This window comes from Microbispora sp. H13382, from assembly GCF_014161445.1.
Classification (GTDB): domain Bacteria; phylum Actinomycetota; class Actinomycetes; order Streptosporangiales; family Streptosporangiaceae; genus Microbispora.
Genome location: NZ_JABBXA010000004.1, coordinates 228,384 through 243,974, shown reverse-complemented (window position 1 = coordinate 243,974; position 15,591 = coordinate 228,384). Strand labels below are relative to the sequence as shown.

The 15,591-nt window shown below is 72.4% G+C and carries 16 protein-coding genes and 2 tRNA genes; 9 read left to right on the top strand and 9 right to left on the bottom strand.

Annotation, left to right across the window (positions count from 1 at the left end; translation table 11 throughout):
- Nucleotides 1–285: 285 nt before the first annotated feature.
- Entirely contained in the window at nucleotides 286–1,398 is a 1,113-nt protein-coding gene (dusB, locus tag HHX41_RS10845) for a tRNA dihydrouridine synthase DusB (RefSeq protein ID WP_182905843.1), read from the bottom strand.
- Nucleotides 1,399–1,500: 102 nt separating this feature from the next.
- Between dusB and HHX41_RS10840 the strand changes: the two genes are divergently transcribed.
- From HHX41_RS10840 to HHX41_RS10820, 5 genes are all read left to right on the top strand, one after another.
- The gene (locus HHX41_RS10840) at nucleotides 1,501–2,163 is read left to right on the top strand and encodes an amino acid-binding protein (RefSeq protein ID WP_182905842.1); all 663 of its coding nucleotides are present in this window, start codon (nucleotides 1,501–1,503) and stop codon (nucleotides 2,161–2,163) included.
- 54 nt (nucleotides 2,164–2,217) lie between these two features.
- Nucleotides 2,218–2,289: transfer RNA gene (locus HHX41_RS10835), tRNA-Gly, on the top strand.
- A 30-nt stretch (nucleotides 2,290–2,319) separates the two neighbouring features.
- Nucleotides 2,320–2,390, top strand: a tRNA-Cys gene (locus HHX41_RS10830).
- Nucleotides 2,391–2,585: 195 nt separating this feature from the next.
- Nucleotides 2,586–3,815, top strand: a complete 1,230-nt coding sequence (locus HHX41_RS10825; protein WP_182905841.1) for a serine hydrolase — start codon at nucleotides 2,586–2,588, stop codon at nucleotides 3,813–3,815.
- Nucleotides 3,816–4,020: 205 nt separating this feature from the next.
- Nucleotides 4,021–4,794, top strand: coding sequence for a hypothetical protein (locus tag HHX41_RS10820; protein ID WP_182905840.1), 774 nt, complete (start codon nucleotides 4,021–4,023; stop codon nucleotides 4,792–4,794).
- A gap of 61 nt (nucleotides 4,795–4,855) precedes the next feature.
- On the opposite strand, the gene HHX41_RS10815 is transcribed toward HHX41_RS10820, so the two are convergent.
- The 5 genes from HHX41_RS10815 to HHX41_RS10795 all read right to left on the bottom strand — a co-directional run bounded on the left by HHX41_RS10815 (nucleotide 4,856) and on the right by HHX41_RS10795 (nucleotide 9,050).
- A complete protein-coding gene (locus HHX41_RS10815; RefSeq protein WP_182905839.1) occupies nucleotides 4,856–5,620 on the bottom strand; it encodes a phosphatase PAP2 family protein in 765 nt (254 codons plus the stop codon).
- Nucleotides 5,604–6,377, bottom strand: a complete 774-nt coding sequence (locus HHX41_RS10810; protein WP_182905838.1) for a phosphatase PAP2 family protein — start codon at nucleotides 6,375–6,377, stop codon at nucleotides 5,604–5,606. Before HHX41_RS10810 ends, HHX41_RS10815 begins: the two co-directional genes overlap by 17 nt.
- The gene (locus HHX41_RS10805; RefSeq protein ID WP_182905837.1) at nucleotides 6,374–7,378 is read right to left on the bottom strand and encodes a YihY/virulence factor BrkB family protein; all 1,005 of its coding nucleotides are present in this window, start codon (nucleotides 7,376–7,378) and stop codon (nucleotides 6,374–6,376) included. The genes HHX41_RS10810 and HHX41_RS10805 overlap by 4 nt, the downstream gene beginning before the upstream one ends.
- 234 nt (nucleotides 7,379–7,612) lie before the next feature.
- Nucleotides 7,613–8,335: a hypothetical protein gene (locus HHX41_RS10800; RefSeq protein ID WP_182905836.1), complete on the bottom strand. Its 723-nt coding sequence runs from the start codon at nucleotides 8,333–8,335 to the stop codon at nucleotides 7,613–7,615.
- A gap of 166 nt (nucleotides 8,336–8,501) precedes the next feature.
- A complete protein-coding gene (locus HHX41_RS10795; RefSeq protein WP_182905835.1) occupies nucleotides 8,502–9,050 on the bottom strand; it encodes a TetR/AcrR family transcriptional regulator in 549 nt (182 codons plus the stop codon).
- 87 nt (nucleotides 9,051–9,137) lie between these two features.
- Between HHX41_RS10795 and HHX41_RS10790 the strand changes: the two genes are divergently transcribed.
- On the top strand, nucleotides 9,138–10,061 hold the full coding sequence (locus HHX41_RS10790) for an LLM class F420-dependent oxidoreductase (protein ID WP_182905834.1): 924 nt from the start codon (nucleotides 9,138–9,140) through the stop codon (nucleotides 10,059–10,061).
- Here HHX41_RS10790 and HHX41_RS10785 read toward each other — a convergent pair.
- Together HHX41_RS10785 and pgeF are read right to left on the bottom strand one after the other, a co-directional pair.
- Nucleotides 10,055–10,441, bottom strand: coding sequence for a VOC family protein (locus HHX41_RS10785; protein ID WP_182905833.1), 387 nt, complete (start codon nucleotides 10,439–10,441; stop codon nucleotides 10,055–10,057). The two genes, HHX41_RS10790 and HHX41_RS10785, sit on opposite strands and share 7 nt — an antisense overlap.
- Complete coding sequence (gene pgeF / locus HHX41_RS10780) at nucleotides 10,368–11,057, bottom strand: peptidoglycan editing factor PgeF (protein WP_182905999.1); 690 nt, start codon at nucleotides 11,055–11,057, stop codon at nucleotides 10,368–10,370. Before pgeF ends, HHX41_RS10785 begins: the two co-directional genes overlap by 74 nt.
- Nucleotides 11,058–11,115: 58 nt before the next feature.
- Between pgeF and HHX41_RS10775 the strand changes: the two genes are divergently transcribed.
- The gene (locus tag HHX41_RS10775; protein WP_182905832.1) at nucleotides 11,116–12,156 is read left to right on the top strand and encodes a zinc-dependent alcohol dehydrogenase family protein; all 1,041 of its coding nucleotides are present in this window, start codon (nucleotides 11,116–11,118) and stop codon (nucleotides 12,154–12,156) included.
- On the opposite strand, the gene glgA is transcribed toward HHX41_RS10775, so the two are convergent.
- Nucleotides 12,140–13,324, bottom strand: coding sequence for a glycogen synthase (gene glgA, locus HHX41_RS10770; RefSeq protein WP_169983278.1), 1,185 nt, complete (start codon nucleotides 13,322–13,324; stop codon nucleotides 12,140–12,142). The genes HHX41_RS10775 and glgA overlap by 17 nt on opposite strands.
- 4 nt (nucleotides 13,325–13,328) lie before the next feature.
- Between glgA and glgC the strand changes: the two genes are divergently transcribed.
- A complete protein-coding gene (gene glgC / locus HHX41_RS10765; protein ID WP_310741920.1) occupies nucleotides 13,329–14,636 on the top strand; it encodes a glucose-1-phosphate adenylyltransferase in 1,308 nt (435 codons plus the stop codon).
- A 94-nt stretch (nucleotides 14,637–14,730) separates the two neighbouring features.
- Nucleotides 14,731–15,582, top strand: a complete 852-nt coding sequence (locus HHX41_RS10760; protein ID WP_182905831.1) for a phosphotransferase — start codon at nucleotides 14,731–14,733, stop codon at nucleotides 15,580–15,582.
- Nucleotides 15,583–15,591: the final 9 nt, after the last annotated feature.

The window sequence follows — 15,591 nt, the reverse complement described above, 5'->3', positions numbered from 1 at the left end:
CGACCCGCGCGAGCGGAGCGAGCGCCATGGACACAGCGAGGGCGCGACCGTGTCTGGACTGAGGAGCGCGCGCAGCGAGGAACGAGCGAGCACGCACCGAGGGAAGACATGGTCTGCGGGCGCCCGACCCGCGCGAGCGGAGCGAGCGCCATGGACACAGCGAGGGCGCGACCGTGTCTGGACTGAGGAGCGCGCGCAGCGAGGAACGAGCGAGCACGCACCGAGGGAAGACATGGTCTGCGGGCGCCCGAGCCGCGCGAGCGGAGCGAGCGCCATGGAGACGCCTCAGCCGCCGGAGGTGGGGTCCTCGGCTCCGGCGCCGGGGATCGTCAGGTCGTCGGGGTCATCGAGCCAGCCGTGCGGCAGCGACACCTTGGACCGCTCGCCGCTCTTGCCGCGGGGGCCGTCGGCCTCGTCCGGCCAGGGCTGGTCCGCGTCCAGTTCGGCGACCCGCTCGGCCATCTCGGACAGCCCGGTGACGGAGGTGAGGGCGCGGCGGGTCTCTGCCCCGACGACGAAGCCCTTGAGATACCACCCGACGTGCTTGCGGAAGTCGGCCAGCCCGTGGCGTTCGCTGCCGATGACCTCGCAGAGCAGCTCGGCGTGGCGCAGCATCATCGCACCGACCTCTCCGAGGCGGGGACGGGTGCGCTCGGCCGAGCCGCGGAAGGCCAGGTCGAGGTCGCGGAACAGCCACGGCCGGCCCAGGCAGCCCCGGCCGATCACCACCCCGTCGCAGCCGGTCTCCGCGACCATGCGCAGCGCGTCGTCGGCGCTCCAGATGTCGCCGTTGCCGAGCACCGGGATCTCCGGCACCGCGTCCTTCAGCCGCTTGATCGCGCCCCAGTGCGCGGTGCCGCCGTAGTGCTGGCGGGCCGTACGCGCGTGCAGGGCGACGGCGGCGAGGCCCTCCTCGACGGCGGTCCTGCCCGCCTCGACGTAGGTCAGGTGGTCCTCGTCGATGCCCATGCGCATCTTCATCGTGACCGGCAGCGGCCCGGCGCCGGCCACCGCCTCGCGCAGGATGGCGCGCAGCAGGTTCCGCTTGTACGGCAGGGCCGACCCGCCGCCCCTGCGGGTGACCTTGGGCACCGGGCAGCCGAAGTTCAGGTCGATGTGGTCGGCCAGGTCCTCCTCGGCGATCATCCGCGCGGCCTTGCCGATCACGGCGGGGTCGACCCCGTACAGCTGGATGCTGCGGGGCGACTCCTCCGGGCCGAACCGGATCATCTGGAACGTCAGCGGCACCCGCTCGACCAGCGCCCGGGAAGTGATCATCTCGGACACGAACAGGCCGCCGCCCTGCTCCCGGCAGAGCGTGCGGAAACCGATGTTCGTGATGCCCGCCATGGGAGCGAGCACCACCGGGGGCCAGACCTCGAGCGCGCCGACTTTCACACGTTCATTTTCCCCGCTGCCGGCTGTGAACCGTACAAGATCGTGGACGTGGAGCTTTTGCCCCGGATAATCTGACCTGGACCAACGGTGGGGGAGGTCGTCATGCTCTTGCGGCTGAGAATCGCCTTGCCGGATCGTCCGGGCTCGCTGAGCCACGTGACCGGGGTCCTGGGGGCCGCGGGCGCCGACATCACCCAGGTGACGGTGCTCGACTGGGGCGACGGCCGCGCCCTCGACGACTTCACCGTCTACTGGCCCGACTCCGCGCCCCGCGAGGATCTCGTACGGGCCCTCGATGACATGGACGAGGTCCAGATCGAGGGCATCTGGGGCACCAGGGAGGCGCCCGGCACCTACCCGGAGCTGGAGATCCTGAAGTTCCTCGCCACTGCGGGCGACCGCGCGCTCGGCACGCTGATCGACTCCATGCCGGTGCTGTTCAGCGCCGACTGGGCCGCGGCGGCGACCGAGAAGGACCCGCGCGTCACCGTGTACGCGAGCTGGCGCGCCCCCGAGGACATCCCGTTTCCGAAGGAGACCCCGCCCAGGCCGACGTCCACCACGCTGCCGTCCGGCCTGCACGTGATCGTCGCACCGCTGCCGCCGCTGGCGTTGGCGCTGATGCTCGCCAGGGCGGAGGGGCCGGCCTTCCACCGCAACGAGGTGCACCGGCTCACCCGGATCCTGGAGATCTTCCTGACTCTGCCCGCGATCGAGCGGGGAGCCGACCGCGTCTTCCGCCGAGCGACCGCCCGGCCGTTCTGAGTACACACTGGGGGCGAAAACCCGGTACAGTAGCCACGTCGCCGCGAGGCGGACGCGGAAGTGGCTCAGTGGTAGAGCATCACCTTGCCAAGGTGAGGGTCGCGGGTTCGAATCCCGTCTTCCGCTCCGAGAGGTCACGAATGCGGGCCTCGCTCTGGTGGAGTGGCCGAGAGGCGAGGCAGCGGCCTGCAAAGCCGCGTACACGGGTTCAAATCCCGTCTCCACCTCTTTTTTTGCGATCCGGTTCCGGGGCTGGCGTCGTGTGTTCATGCGACGCACGGGATCTTCACCTCCACGATTGTCGTCCCTCGCTGCGGGCTGTGCCGACGCGCATGTGCCGGTCGATGGTAGAGCTGGCACCACCACGGAAAGGCGTGCCTGCACTCTCGATGCGGGCTCCCGTCCCCAGCAGGATCGTCGCCATGACCGATCACACGACCGATCACACGACCGACCGCGTCCGTTCCCGCCGATGGATCCACCTGTCGGCCGCCGTGCTCGCCTTGACGTACGGCCTCGCCGCCCCCCAGGGCACGGCCCATGCCGAGAACACCGCCGACGCCGAGAACACCGCGCGGGCCGGGGACACCGTGAAGGCCGGGGATACCGCGCGGCCCGATGACACCGTGCAGGCGTCGCTGGACACCCTTGTCCGGTCCGATGGGTTCCCCGCCGCGCTGGCCTCCGTACGCGGCCGTGACGGGCGTGTGCGCGATTACACGGCCGGGGTCGCCGACCTCCGCACCAGGGCGAAAGTGCCGGTCGACGGCTACGTCCGCATAGGCAGCAACACCAAGACGTTCACCGCCGTCGTCGTGCTGCAGCTCGCCGGCGAGGGCAGGGTGAAGCTCGACGAGCCGATCGAGACCTACCTGCCCGGGCTCATCCGCGGCAGGGGCAACGACGGCCGCCGCATCACCGTGCGGCGGCTGCTCCAGCACACCAGCGGCCTGCCCGACTACACGGCCTTCCTCGTCAAGGACCCGCTCTCCCACCGGAACACCTACATGCAGCCCCGCGAGCTGCTCGACCTGGCGCTGAAGGAGAAGGCGCACTTCACGCCCGGCGCGAAGTGGGAGTACAGCAACACCAATTACCTGGTCGCCGGGCTGCTGATCGAGAGGGTCACCCGCCGCCCGCTGGCCGAGCAGATCGATCAGCGGATCGTCAAGCGGCTCGGGCTGCGCCACACCTACCTCCCGGACGCCGGCGACCGGCGTGTCCGCGCGCCGCATCCGAAGGGTTATCACCGCGACGACCGGGACGAGCCGTTCACCGACGTCACCGCCTGGGACCCCTCGCAGGCCTGGTCCGCCGGGGGGATGATCTCCACACCGAGGGACGTGAACCGCTTCTTCAGGGCCGTACTCGGCGGCGAACTGCTCGAACCCGATCAGCTGAGGGAGATGCGGACCACGGTGAGGGCGGACGGCCTCGGCAATGGCGCGCGCTACGGCCTCGGCCTGGTCAGCACACCGCTGAGCTGCGGCGGCCTCGCCTGGGGCCACGGCGGCGACATCTTCGGCTTCCACACGAGCAACGCGGTCACCGAGGACGGGCGGGCCGCCGCCGTCGCCGTCACCTTGCTGCCCGGCAGCCTCCAGGCGCTCGGCCACGTCGACAAGGCCGTCGACGCCGCCCTCTGTTCCTGAGATCCCCGCGACGTTCCTGAGATCCCCGCGACGTCCGCACCGCGCGCCGGCGACGGATTCGTACGGCCGCCACTGGTGTTCCGCCATACGGAGGACAAGTCGGAGTAAGGGTTCTTCTCAATGCCTCGTACCGGGCGCACACTGAAAGGGACACCATAGGCGATTTAGCGTGGAGTAGCTCGTGCACGGTCACATGCCCCCAGCGATGCCCATGCTGTCTCGTGGCAAGCATCGCAATCCCAGCAAGGGCGCCTGCTTCATGGAGTTCGCGTCCTACCTCGCAGGTGAGCGGTGGAGCGACCACCCGTCGTGCACGCACCCGCTGCTCGCCGGGCTCGCCCGGCTCGTCAACGACCACACCTCCGACGCCGCCCGGCCCCGGCTGGCCGAGCTGATCCCGTCGGTGATCGGGCTGACGGGAGACGATCCGCGCCTCGACGCGCGGATCGCCCTGTGCTCGGCCAGGGCCGCGCTGCCGGTCGTCGCGCACGAGCGCCAGCTCGCGATGGCGGTCTCGATCCTTTCGGGCGAGCACGTGCTCGCCGAACTGGAGGGCCGCCCGGTCCGCGACCTGAGCGAGCGCAGCAGGCAGGCGCTGGCCCAGGTGCCGGACGCCACCCGCTGGGCCTACACCTTCGGGCGCGGCGTACGGGTCTCACCCAAGGGCTTCCGCAGGTACGCCGCGCCGAACACCGTGCAGCTCGCGGTCCGGGGCATCGCCCAGGCGTGCGTGCCCGACCCCGATCCGCTGCTGCGGGATCTGCTGGCCGACGCGATCGACGACTGCTGGGCCCTGTTGCGCCCCGCCGCCGAAATCAGCGCCGAAACCAGCGCCGAAACCGCCGCCGGAAGCACAGCCGGAACCATCGTGGGCAGCGCCTCCGGGGCCGGCACGGGGACCGCCGCCGAACCGGCTCCGGCCACGGTCGACCCCGCTCGCTGGGCGGACGCCTGCCGCCTCACCGGCGTGTCGGCCTGACCGCCCCGGCCACCGGCTCCCCCATCGGCGGGAGCCGGTCGAGCCCGGAGGTGGGAGCCGGTCAGGCCCGCGCGGCGCCGCGTACGGCCCGCCTCGAAGCGGCGCGTCGCGACGCCGTGAGCGGCCGCAGCAGCAGGGCCTGGGCGAGCACGACCACGCAGAAGATCCCGAGCACGTAGCCCCAGCTCACGTCCGTCAGATGGTGCATGCCCCGGTAGAGCCGCGAAAGGCCGACCGCCAGGGCCGCGCCCGCGCCGAGCAGCCACCACAGCGCCTTCAGGATCGTGTGGCGGTGCGTGTGCAGCGTCAGGACGAGCGCGGTGCCGCAGTAGAACGCCACGGCGGCGCTGGTGTGCCCCGACGGATAGCTGGACGTCGGCGGCGCGGGGTCGAGGTGCGGCACGTGCGGGCGGGCCCGCTGCGCGAACACGGTCGCGAGCAGGAAGATCGCCGACTGGGCGCAGACGGCGGCCACCAGGAAGACCGACTCCCGCCAGCGCCGGTAGACGAGCCGGAAGAGCACTGCCATGATCGCCGTCACCACGATGATCACGGGGGTGTCGGACAGCATCGAGGCGTAGTGGGTCACCTCGTTCCAGAACGGTGTGCGCTCCTGAGCGATCTCGCGGCTGACCGCCTCGTCCTGCGCGACGAGCGTCGAGTGCTCCATGACCTTGGTGATCAGCAGGCCGAGCCCGAGGGTCACCAACGCCATGAGCGCAAGCGGGAGCAGGATCCGCCGGCCCGCCTCCGCGGCGACTCCGTGAGGGGGCGCGGCGGACGGCTCCCGTCCGCCGCGGGCCGGACGTTCACGAACGGTGGCCAATTCGTCCTCCTTGGGGGGTGATTTCCCTCTTCGCCTCCGGCCCGACGCCCTCGCGTAACGGCTGGGCCGGGCGGCGGCCCACGTCCCGCCGGCGCCAGGTCTCGAACGCGGCGGCCGTGGCGGCCACCACGGCCACGCCGAACACCAGGCCCGCCGCCACGTCGCTGAACCAGTGCACGCCGAGCGCGATCCGGCTGAAGCCGACCGCCAGCGGGATCAGCACGGCGAGCGCCCAGGCGAGCGCGCGCCCCCGCTCGCGTACGAGGGGCAGGACGAGCAGCAGCAGGATCCCGGCCCCGAGCGTGGCGTTGACCGTGTGTCCCGAGGGGAACGACGCGCCGGGAGCGATGGCGACGGGGTCGGGCAGGCTGGGCCGGGCCCGCGCGACGACGACCTTCAGGGCGAGGCCGAGCAGTCCGCCGACCGTGAGCGTGGTGGCCGCCCACAGGGCCAGGTGGTAGGCGCGGCGCCAGACCAGCCAGGCGACCGCGGCGCCGACCGCGATCCGCCACGTCAGCGGCGCGAAGACGTCGCTGACGAGTTCCATCAGCCGGGCGAAGCCCGGGTTGCCGACCGCGTAGACGTGCAGGTCCCGCGCGGCGCCCTCGTCGATCTCGGTGAGCGGGCCGAAGGAGGTCTTGACGAAGACCAGCAGCACCGTGAACGGCACCCCGATCAGCGTCACCGCCGCCACCGCCACCGTCAGCCGCAGACCGAGTCCGTGCTGGGGGTCGAACCGCCTGCGCCACCAGCTCATCGGCCGCTCCCGACGGGCTGGTGCTCTCGCGCCGCGGCCGGGGCCGGGGCGGGGCCGGGGTCGGGTTCCGCCGGTTCGCCGCGCCCCGCGCGGCAGGCCTCCAGCTGCGCCGAGAAGGCCAGGCCGAGGAAGAGCGCCATCGAGCTGAGGAACGACCACAGCAGCAACGCCACGATCGCCGTGAGCGGTCCGTACGTCGCGCCGAACGTGCCGCTGCCGGCCGTGTAGAGCGCGAGCAGCCAGGTGAACAGCGTCCACAGCAGCACGGCGACCGTAGCCCCGACCGCGAGCCAGGTGTGGCCCGGCTGCTTGCGCCGGGGCGAGGAGCGGAACAGCACCGAGATCGACAGGACGGCCAGCAGGAAGCCGATCGGCCACCGCAGCCAGCCCCACAGCCGCTCGGTCGTGTCGCTCCAGCCGTAGGCGTGCGCCGCGGCCTCGCCGACCGCGCCGCCGCCGACCAGGATGACGAACCCGATGCTCATGAGCAGGCCCGCCGTGACGGCCATCAGCAGCGCCCTTCCGTACTTGGCGGCGAAGGGGCGGTCGCGCTCGATGCCGTAGATGCGGTTGGCTCCGCGTTCGAACTGGCCCATGGCGGTGGTCAGTGACACCAGCGCGGTCAGCAGACCGAGCCACAGCGCCAGCTTCCCTCCCGCGCCCGAGGCGTGGTGGCTCTGGCTGAGCGTCTCCTGGATCACCTGCGAGCCCGCGCCGGGGGTGAGCCGCCGCAGGGTGAGCTCCAGAAGCCGGCCGAGTCGTTCCTGGTTCAGCACCGAGCTCAGGCCCACGACGGCGATCGCTCCCGGGATGATCGCGAGGCAGGTCTGGAAGGCGAGGGCGCGGGCGTTGCTCACGCCGTCGCCGTATCTGAACCGGACGTACGCGTCACGGATGAGGTGCCAGCCGCCGTACCGTCGTATGGCGGCGTAGGCGTCGTCGGCCGACAGCTCGTCGCCGCTCATGCTCCTGGTCTCCGGCACCGGGGTCGCGGTTCCCATGTCAGTCCCTCACAGGTCGGGGGGGTGGGGACCCGCCGGAGGCCGGGTCGCGGGCCGGCCTCCGGTGGGTCCCCGCCGGCCCACCGACTACCCCGATCACGACGATTGGAACGCCAGGCCTACCAGAAGATCCCCTGACCCCGGCCGCGGCGCTCCCGAGACGCGCCGGAGGACCGGACCGACCGGGCCGGTCCTCCGTGTTCGCCGGTTATGGGAAGTTTCCTGCCCTCGGAGTCAGAGGACGGCGCAGCCGACGCGTACGGGGACCTTGGCCGACCAGCGGCCGGAGATGACGTCCTGCGCCTGGGCGTAGGCGTTGGCCGGCTTGCCCCCGAAGGCGCAGTCGAACACGCCGGTCTTCTTGCCGAAGCTCCCGGCGACGTACCCGCTGTGCGCGCTCGCGGTCACCGTGCCGCTCCAGTAGAGCTTGCCGCTGGTGTAGCGGATGTAGAGCCTGACCTGGCCGAGGTTGAAGTGGTCGCCGTTGATCTTGAGGCGCGGGATGTCGTCGACGGAGGTGCTGGTGGAGGTGCCGTCGCCGTTGTCCACCGGCGGGACGGTGTAGCGGGTGATCCACAGCCTGGCCGAGACCTTGCGCTCGGCCGCCTTGCCGTTGTCGAGCTTGGCCTGCGCGCGGACGGCGGGGGTGACGCACACGTCGTCGCCGGTGAACGCCTCACGCCACACGTAGCCGGTCGTGCAGGTGTGCGGGCCGAACGGGCCGGAGGTCCAGCGGGACGCCTTGGCGGCGTTGTCGGCGAGGGTCCGGGTGCGGGTCGCGGAGGTCACGCAGACGTGGTCGCCGGGACCGGCCTCGCGCCAGACGTAGCCCTCGATGCAGGTGTCCGGGCCGTAGTCGCCGCTCGCGGAGGCCGGCCCGGCCGTGAGGGTGACGGGGACCGTGACGGCCAGACCGGAGATCGCGGCGGCGGCCAGACCGAGCAGGGTGCGCTTCATGACTGTCTCCTGAAGGTGCGGGTGAGGGTGCTTCCCGGTCTGGCCGTCGCCGCCGGGTCGGTACACCTCAGTGATAGGCCCGCTCGCCTGCACGCCCCTTGCCGCAGGCTTTCCGCAACCGCTGCAAGTCGCCCGCAAGCCCGGCGCCGGTCGCCTCGAGCGTCAGTCAGGTCCCGGCCCCGCGCGAGGCCGCCCGTGGGGCGAGTCCGTCGAGGATGACGGTGGTCAGCGCGTCGTCCGGCCGGGCTCCGGGGCGGCACACGGCGACGCTGAGCAGCTCGACGACCTCGCGCGGGGTGATGTCGCCGCGGACGGCACCCTCCCGCTGGGCTCCCGCGGCAAGGTCTTCGAGCGTGGCGTCGAGGTCGCGTACGAGCGGGCCCAGCTCCGGGTGGGCCTCGGCACCGTCCGACAACGACTTGGTCAGAGCCAGCGGCAGGTCGGCGCCGCGCCGGACGCACGCCAGCAGCGCGTCCCACCGGCTCACCGGGCGGGCGGCGTGATCCCGCGCGGCCTCGATCAGGGTCCGAAGCGCGCCGGCCGCGATCTCCTCCAGCAACGCCCGCCGGTCCGGGAAGTGACGGTAGAGCGTACCCACGCCGAGCCCGGCCGCCTGCGCGATCTCCTCCATCGAGGCCTCCGGGCCCCGGGCCGTGAACAGGTCGACGGCCGCGTCCACGATGAGCGCGCGGTTGCGCCGGGCGTCGGCTCGCACAGGTCTCCCCCAACCGGAATTCAGAATTCACCTTATTGTAGAGTGCGTAGACGGAACCGGAATCTCCGGTTCACATTAGGAGGCACGATGAAACTCGGAGTGGCCGCCGGAGGGAGCGGCCTGAGCCTGGACGACGTGATCGGGCAGGTACGTGAGGCGGCCGAGGCCGGCCTCGACAGCGCTTACTTCAACCAGATCCTGTCGTGGGACGCCGTCCAGCTCGCGGCGCTCGCCGCCCGCGAGGTGCCCGGGATCGCCGTCGGCACGGCGGTGACCCAGACCTACCCGAGACATCCGCTGGCGCTCGCCGGGCAGGCGCTCACCACCCAGGCGGCCAGCGGCAACCGCTTCACGCTCGGCATCGGGCCGAGCCACGGGCCGCTCATCGAGAAGCACTTCGGCCTTTCGTACGACCGACCGGCCCGGCACATCCGCGAGTACCTGTCCGCGCTGGTCCCGCTGCTGCGGGGCGAGCAGGTCGACTACCACGGGGAGACGCTGACGGCGGCGGGGCGGGTCGAGGTGCCCGGCGCCGAGCCGCCGCCGGTCCTGCTGGCCGCCCTCGGGCCGGTCATGCTGCGGATGGCCGGCGAACTCGCCGACGGCGTGGTGACCGTCTGGACCGGCCCGGAGACGATCGCCGACCATGTGACGCCGGCGGTCACCCGCGCCGCCACGGCCGCCGGACGGCCGCGGCCGCGCGTCGTGGCCGGTGTGATCGTGAGCGTGACAGCCGACCCCGAGGGCGTACGGCGGCGGGTCGCGGAGTCCCTCGGAGCCGCGAGCGACCTGCCCAGCTACCGGGCGATCCTGGACCGCCAGGGCCGGTCGGGAGTGGAGGAGACGGTCGTCGCCGGGGACGAGTCGGCGGTCGAACGCACCGTCCGCGCCTATGCCGAGGCGGGCGCGACCGAACTCCTGGTGAGCCCCTTCGGGGACGAGCGCGAGCGGGCACGGACCCTCGGCCTGCTGGCCGCGCTGCGTGGGCGGCCAGCAGGCCGCGCTCAGTAGGACTGGAGCTCGACGAGGTTGCCGTCGGGGTCGCGCAGGTGGGCGGTGCGGCAGGTCGGTCCCCATTCGGGCCGGTCGCCCGGCGGCACCACGACCCGGCCGCCGCACGCCGCCGCCACGGCCGCGGCGCGCTCGACGTCGTCCACGGTCAGGACCCGCATCGTCGCGCCGCCGGAGCCGTCGAGGCCGATGCCGGTCACACGTTCCGGCATCGACCGGTCGAGCAGCGCCAGCAGCGCCTCGGCCTCCCGGTCCCAGTTGGCGTAGGGCCCGTCCTCCGCGCCCGGCGGCCGTCGCGGAGCGGTCTCAGCCGGCGGTGAGCCAGACGTAGCCGGCGAAGCGCCCGGTGCGCTGTTCCCGCCGGTAGGAATAGAGGTCATCGGTCTCGATCGTGCAGCGGTCGTCGTGCCGGACGTCGGCCACGCCGGCCCTGGCGAGCTGGGCCGCGATCCCCGCCCTGATGTCGAGCGCGGGCGTGCCGTGCCGGGTCCGCGAGCGGGTCTCGGGCACGCGGGCCGCCACGCGCTCGCGCAGGTCCTCCGGCACCTCGTAACACAGCCCGCACGCCGAGGGCCCGATCACCGCGACCATCCGCCCCGGCTCGGCCCCCCGGGCCGCCATCGCCTCGACCAAAGCGGAAACCACGCCCGCCTCCGTGCCGGGCCGTCCCGAGTGCGCGCCGCCGACCAGGCCGGCCACCGGGTCGGCCACCAGCACGGGCGCGCAGTCGGCGACCAGGACCGCCAGGCCGAGCCCGGGACGGTCGGTGAACACCCCGTCCAGCGCGGGCGGGTCGTCCCCGAACGGCCTTGTGGCGTAGGCGACGTCGGTCCCGTGGACCTGGCGCATGAACACCACCTGGTCGAGCCCGAACTCCGCGGCCGTCTTCGCCCGGTTCTCGGCGACCGCCGCGGGGTCGTCCCCCACCGCCCCGCCGAGGTTGCGCGTGCCGTACGGCCCGGCGCTCACGCCGCCGTGCCGGTCGGTGAAGGCCATCCGTATCCGGTCGATCGCAATCACCCGATTAGCGTACGGCCAGGGAAAGGAGCGTGACATGCGCGCGGTGGTGTACGAGGAGTTCGGCGGGCGGGCCGAGGTGCGCGAGGTGGCGGACCCGGTGGCGCCGCCGGACGGCGTGGTGATCAGGGTCGAGGCGACCGGGATGTGCCGCAGCGACTGGCACGGGTGGATGGGCCACGACGCGGACATCACCGTCCTGCCGCACGTGCCGGGGCACGAGCTGGCGGGGGTGGTGCACGCCGCCGGGCCGGGGGTCTCCGGCTGGCGGCCCGGCGACCGGGTCATGGTGCCGTTCATCTGCGCCTGCGGGAGCTGCCATGAGTGCGCCGCGGGCAACCAGCAGGTGTGCGAGCGCCAGACGCAGCCCGGTTTCACCCACTGGGGGTCGTTCGCCGAGCTCGTCGCGATCGACCACGCCGACGTGAACCTCGTGCGGCTGCCCGACGGCATGGCGTTCGCCACGGCGGCGAGCCTGGGCTGCCGCTTCGCCACCGCGTTCCGGGCCGTCGTCGAGCAGGGACGGGTCCGGGCGGGCCGGTGGCTCGCCGTGCACGGCTGCGGCGGGGTCGGGCTGTCGGCCGTGATGATCGGCGCCGCCGTGGGCGCGCGGGTGGTCGCGGTGGACGTGTCCCCCGCCGCGCTGGATCTGGCCAAGCGGTTCGGCGCGGCCGACTGCGTCCTGCTCGGCGTGGGCGGCTCTCCCGAGGATGCGGCCGCGCGGGTCAGGGCGGCCACCGGAGGCGGCGCCGACGTCTCCCTCGACGCGCTGGGCGACCCCGCGACCTGCGCCGCGTCGATCGGCGGCCTGCGCAGGCGGGGCCGCCACGTGCAGGTGGGCCTGCTCCCCGGGGAGACCTCCCTGCCGATGGGCCGGGTGATCGCGCACGAGCTGGAGATCGTGGGCAGCCACGGCATGGCCGCCCACGCCTATCCCCCGATGCTGGAGCTGATCGCGGCGGGCGTGCTCCGCCCCGACCTGCTCGTCACCCGTACCATCGGCCTGGACGACGCGCCGGACGCGCTGACCCGGCCGGGCGCGTCCGCCGGCGTCACCATGATCATCCCTGGCGGGTGAGCGACGCGTAGAGCTCGTGGGTGCGCTCGGCGATCCGCCGCCAGGAGAAGTGCTCGATCGCCCGCACCCGTCCGGCCTCGCCCATCCCGGCGGCCAGGCGGGGATCGCCGAGCACCGTGTTGACCCGCTCGGCCAGCGCTCCGGCGAACGCCTCGGGGTCGTGCGGCTCGCCGTCCCCGCCCTGGTCGATCGGGACGAGCAGGCCCGTCTCGCCGTCGGCGACGACCTCGGGGATGCCTCCGGTCGCGGTCGCCACGACAGCGGTCTCGCACGCCATCGCTTCCAGGTTCACGATGCCCATCGGCTCGTAGACCGAGGGGCACACGAACACGGTGGCGTGCGTGAGGATCTGGATCACCTCGGGCCTGGGCAGCATCTCGGAGATCCACACCACGCCCTTGCGGGAGGCCGACAGCTCGCGCACGAGCGCCGTGACCTCCTCGGCGATCTCCGGCGTGTCGGGCGCGCCCGCGCACAGCACGAGCTGCGCCGCCGGGTCGAACGAGCGGGCCGCGTGGAGCAGGTGCACCAGGCCCTTCTGCCGGGTGATCCGCCCCACGAAGACGACGTACGGCACGGCCGGGTCGATGCCGTGCCGCACCAGCGCCTCGGTGCCCCGGGAGGGCGCGTACTCCTCGGTGTCGATGCCGTTGTGGATCACCCGTACGCGCTCGGCGGGGATCTCGGGGTAGGCCGTGAGCACGTCACGGCGCATGCCCTCGGACACCGCGATGATCGCGTCGGCCGACTCGAGCGCGGTCCGCTCCGCCCACGACGAGAGCGTGTAGCCGCCGCCGAGCTGCTCGGCCTTCCACGGCCGCAGCGGCTCCAGGCTGTGGGTGGTGGCGACGTGCGGCACGCCGTACAGCATCTTGGCGACGTGGCCGGCGAAGTTCGCATACCAGGTGTGGCTGTGCACGACGTCGGCGCCCTCGCAGCCGGCGGCCATCTCGACGTCGACGCCGAGCACCTGCAGGGCGGCGTTCGCGCCCGACAGCCCCCCGGGGACCGCGTAGGCCCGCACTCCGGGCTCGTCGCGCGGGGCGCCGAAGCAGCGAACGCGCACGTCAGCCAGCCGGCGAAGCTCCCGCGCGAGGTACTCGACATGGACTCCGGCGCCGCCGTACACCTCGGGCGGATACTCACGGCTCAGCAGATCGACACGCATACGAGTGAGCTTAGAGTCCCCGATCCGCACTGTTTGCCGGTGTCCCTGGTGTTTGTTAGCCATTTCGCGGGTTAAGGTCCTGCCTATGAAGGTCCTGGCGATCGTGCTCGCTGGTGGTGAGGGCAAGCGGCTGATGCCGCTGACCGCGGACCGGGCCAAGCCCGCCGTGCCCTTCGGGGGCATCTACCGGCTCATCGACTTCGTGTTGTCGAACCTGGCCAACGCGCACTACTGGCAGATCGTGGTGCTGACGCAGTACAAGAACCACAGCCTGGACCGGCACATCTCCCGGACGTGGCGGCTGTCGTCGATGCTCGGCAACTACGTGACCCCGGTGCCCGCGCAGCAGCGGCTCGGGCCGCGCTGGTTCGCCGGATCGGCCGACGCGCTGTTCCAGAACCTCAACCTGATCTACGACGAGATGCCCGACCACGTGATCGTCTTCGGCGCGGACCACATCTACCGGATGGATCCCCGCCAGATGGTCGACCAGCACGTCGCCTCGGGCGCGGACGTGACCGTCGCGGCGATCCGCCAGCCCCTCGAACTGGCCGACCAGTTCGGCGTCATCGAGGCCGACCCCTCGGGCCGCCGGATCGTCGCGTTCCGCGAGAAGCCGAAGGACGCGGTGGGGCTGCCCGACGCGCCCGACCAGATCTACGCCTCGATGGGCAACTACGTCTTCAGGACCCAGGCGCTGATCGAGGCCCTGCGCGAGGACGCCCTCGACCCCAGCAGCAAGCACGACCTCGGCGGCAACATCATCCCGATGTTCGTCAAGAGCGGCGGCGCCGAGGTGTACGACTTCGCGGACAACGTGGTGCCCGGCTCCACCGAGCGCGACCGGGGCTACTGGCGCGACGTGGGGACGCTCGACGCCTACTACGAGGCCAACATGGACCTCATCTCGGTGCAGCCGGTCTTCAACCTCTACAACGACCGGTGGCCGATCTACACGGGCAACGAACCGCTGCCGCCGGCGAAGTTCGTGCACAACGAGGGCGACCGGGTGGGGCACGCGCTGGAGTCGCTCGTGTCGCCCGGGGTCATCGTGTCGGGCGGCACGGCATTGCGCTCGATCCTGTCCCCCGGCGTGGTGCTGCACTCCCACTCGCACGTCGAGGACTCGGTGCTGATGGGCTCGGTCAAGGTCGGCAGGGGCGCGATCGTCCGCAAGGCCATCATCGACAAGAACGTGGTGATCCCCGACGGCGCCCGGATCGGCTTCGACCTGGAGTACGACCGCCAGCGGTTCGCGGTGACCCGCAGCGGCGTCGTCGTCATCGGGAAGAACGAGATCATCGACCGCTGAGCCCTCCGGACGCGTCCGCCCTGCGTCGGTCGTGAGCTGTGGGCAGTCGGCCCGGCTTTCCCCGCATCCCCCCTGAGCGCGGCAAAATGTGTGGATGGATCTCGACATCAGCGCGGTTTGTGATGCGTTCGGCCTCGGCCTGGCGGTGACGCGAGGACTACGGGTGGCCGGCTACTACCACAACGAGGTGTGGCGGCTCGACACGATCACCGGCGCGTACGCCGTGAAGCGGCTGCCGCCGTCGGCCGCGCCCGCCGTGGAGATCGAGGTCTCCGCCTGGCGGGCGGGCATCCCGGTGCCCGAGCCGGTCCCGTCGCCCGCGACGGGAGCGTACGTGATCCCCATCGGGGACGGCTCAGTCCGGGTGCACCGCTGGCTTGACGGGAAGGCGCCCGCCCTCGACGATCTCAGCCCCGAGCTGTCGGCCGCGATGGGCGAGTTGGTGGCCGCCGTTCACACGGCCGGTCGTGCCATCGCTCCTCAGGAGCCACCGCGGGCGGACCCTTCCGGCCACCCGGCCACGGATCCGGCGTCCGGACTGGCCGGCCTCGAGGCCGCGACCGCGCGACCGGCCGGCGTGGGCACCCTGACCATGTCCCACGGCGATCTGCACCCGAAGAACGCCCTGCTCCGGTTCGACGGCAGCCTGGCGATCATCGACTGGGACACCGCCGGTCCGTACGTCGCCGAGCAGGAGGCCGCGGGCATGGCCCTCGACTGGGCGGCCCGCCTCGACGGGAGCGTCGGCTTCGACCGATTCGACGCCGCCGTGTACGGCTACCGCAAAGCCGGCGGCGACATCCCGGCTGAACCCTGGGTCTTCGGCGGCTGGGTGCGCGGCTATCTGGCCTTCCTCAACGGAGCCGGGCGAAACGAGCCCACCGGCACGCTCGCCCGGCTCCGCTGGGTCGAGGCCAACCTCGACGCGCTGACCCGGCGCCTCTAGGGAGTGTCT

Excerpts from the sequence above, each read along its gene's own strand:
- HHX41_RS10840 (WP_182905842.1), top strand. The coding sequence starts at position 1,501 with ATGCTCTTGCGGCTGAGAATCGCCTTGCCGGATCGTCCGGGCTCGCTG.
- HHX41_RS10825 (WP_182905841.1), top strand. The coding sequence starts at position 2,586 with ATGACCGATCACACGACCGATCACACGACCGACCGCGTCCGTTCCCGC.
- HHX41_RS10820 (WP_182905840.1), top strand. The coding sequence starts at position 4,021 with ATGCCCATGCTGTCTCGTGGCAAGCATCGCAATCCCAGCAAGGGCGCC.
- HHX41_RS10810 (WP_182905838.1), bottom strand. The coding sequence starts at position 6,377 with ATGAGCTGGTGGCGCAGGCGGTTCGACCCCCAGCACGGACTCGGTCTG.
- HHX41_RS10805 (WP_182905837.1), bottom strand. The coding sequence starts at position 7,378 with ATGGGAACCGCGACCCCGGTGCCGGAGACCAGGAGCATGAGCGGCGAC.
- HHX41_RS10800 (WP_182905836.1), bottom strand. The coding sequence starts at position 8,335 with ATGAAGCGCACCCTGCTCGGTCTGGCCGCCGCCGCGATCTCCGGTCTG.
- HHX41_RS10790 (WP_182905834.1), top strand. The coding sequence starts at position 9,138 with ATGAAACTCGGAGTGGCCGCCGGAGGGAGCGGCCTGAGCCTGGACGAC.
- HHX41_RS10785 (WP_182905833.1), bottom strand. The coding sequence starts at position 10,441 with ATGACCTCTATTCCTACCGGCGGGAACAGCGCACCGGGCGCTTCGCCG.
- pgeF (WP_182905999.1), bottom strand. The coding sequence starts at position 11,057 with ATGGCCTTCACCGACCGGCACGGCGGCGTGAGCGCCGGGCCGTACGGC.
- HHX41_RS10775 (WP_182905832.1), top strand. The coding sequence starts at position 11,116 with ATGCGCGCGGTGGTGTACGAGGAGTTCGGCGGGCGGGCCGAGGTGCGC.
- glgA (WP_169983278.1), bottom strand. The coding sequence starts at position 13,324 with ATGCGTGTCGATCTGCTGAGCCGTGAGTATCCGCCCGAGGTGTACGGC.
- HHX41_RS10760 (WP_182905831.1), top strand. The coding sequence starts at position 14,731 with ATGGATCTCGACATCAGCGCGGTTTGTGATGCGTTCGGCCTCGGCCTG.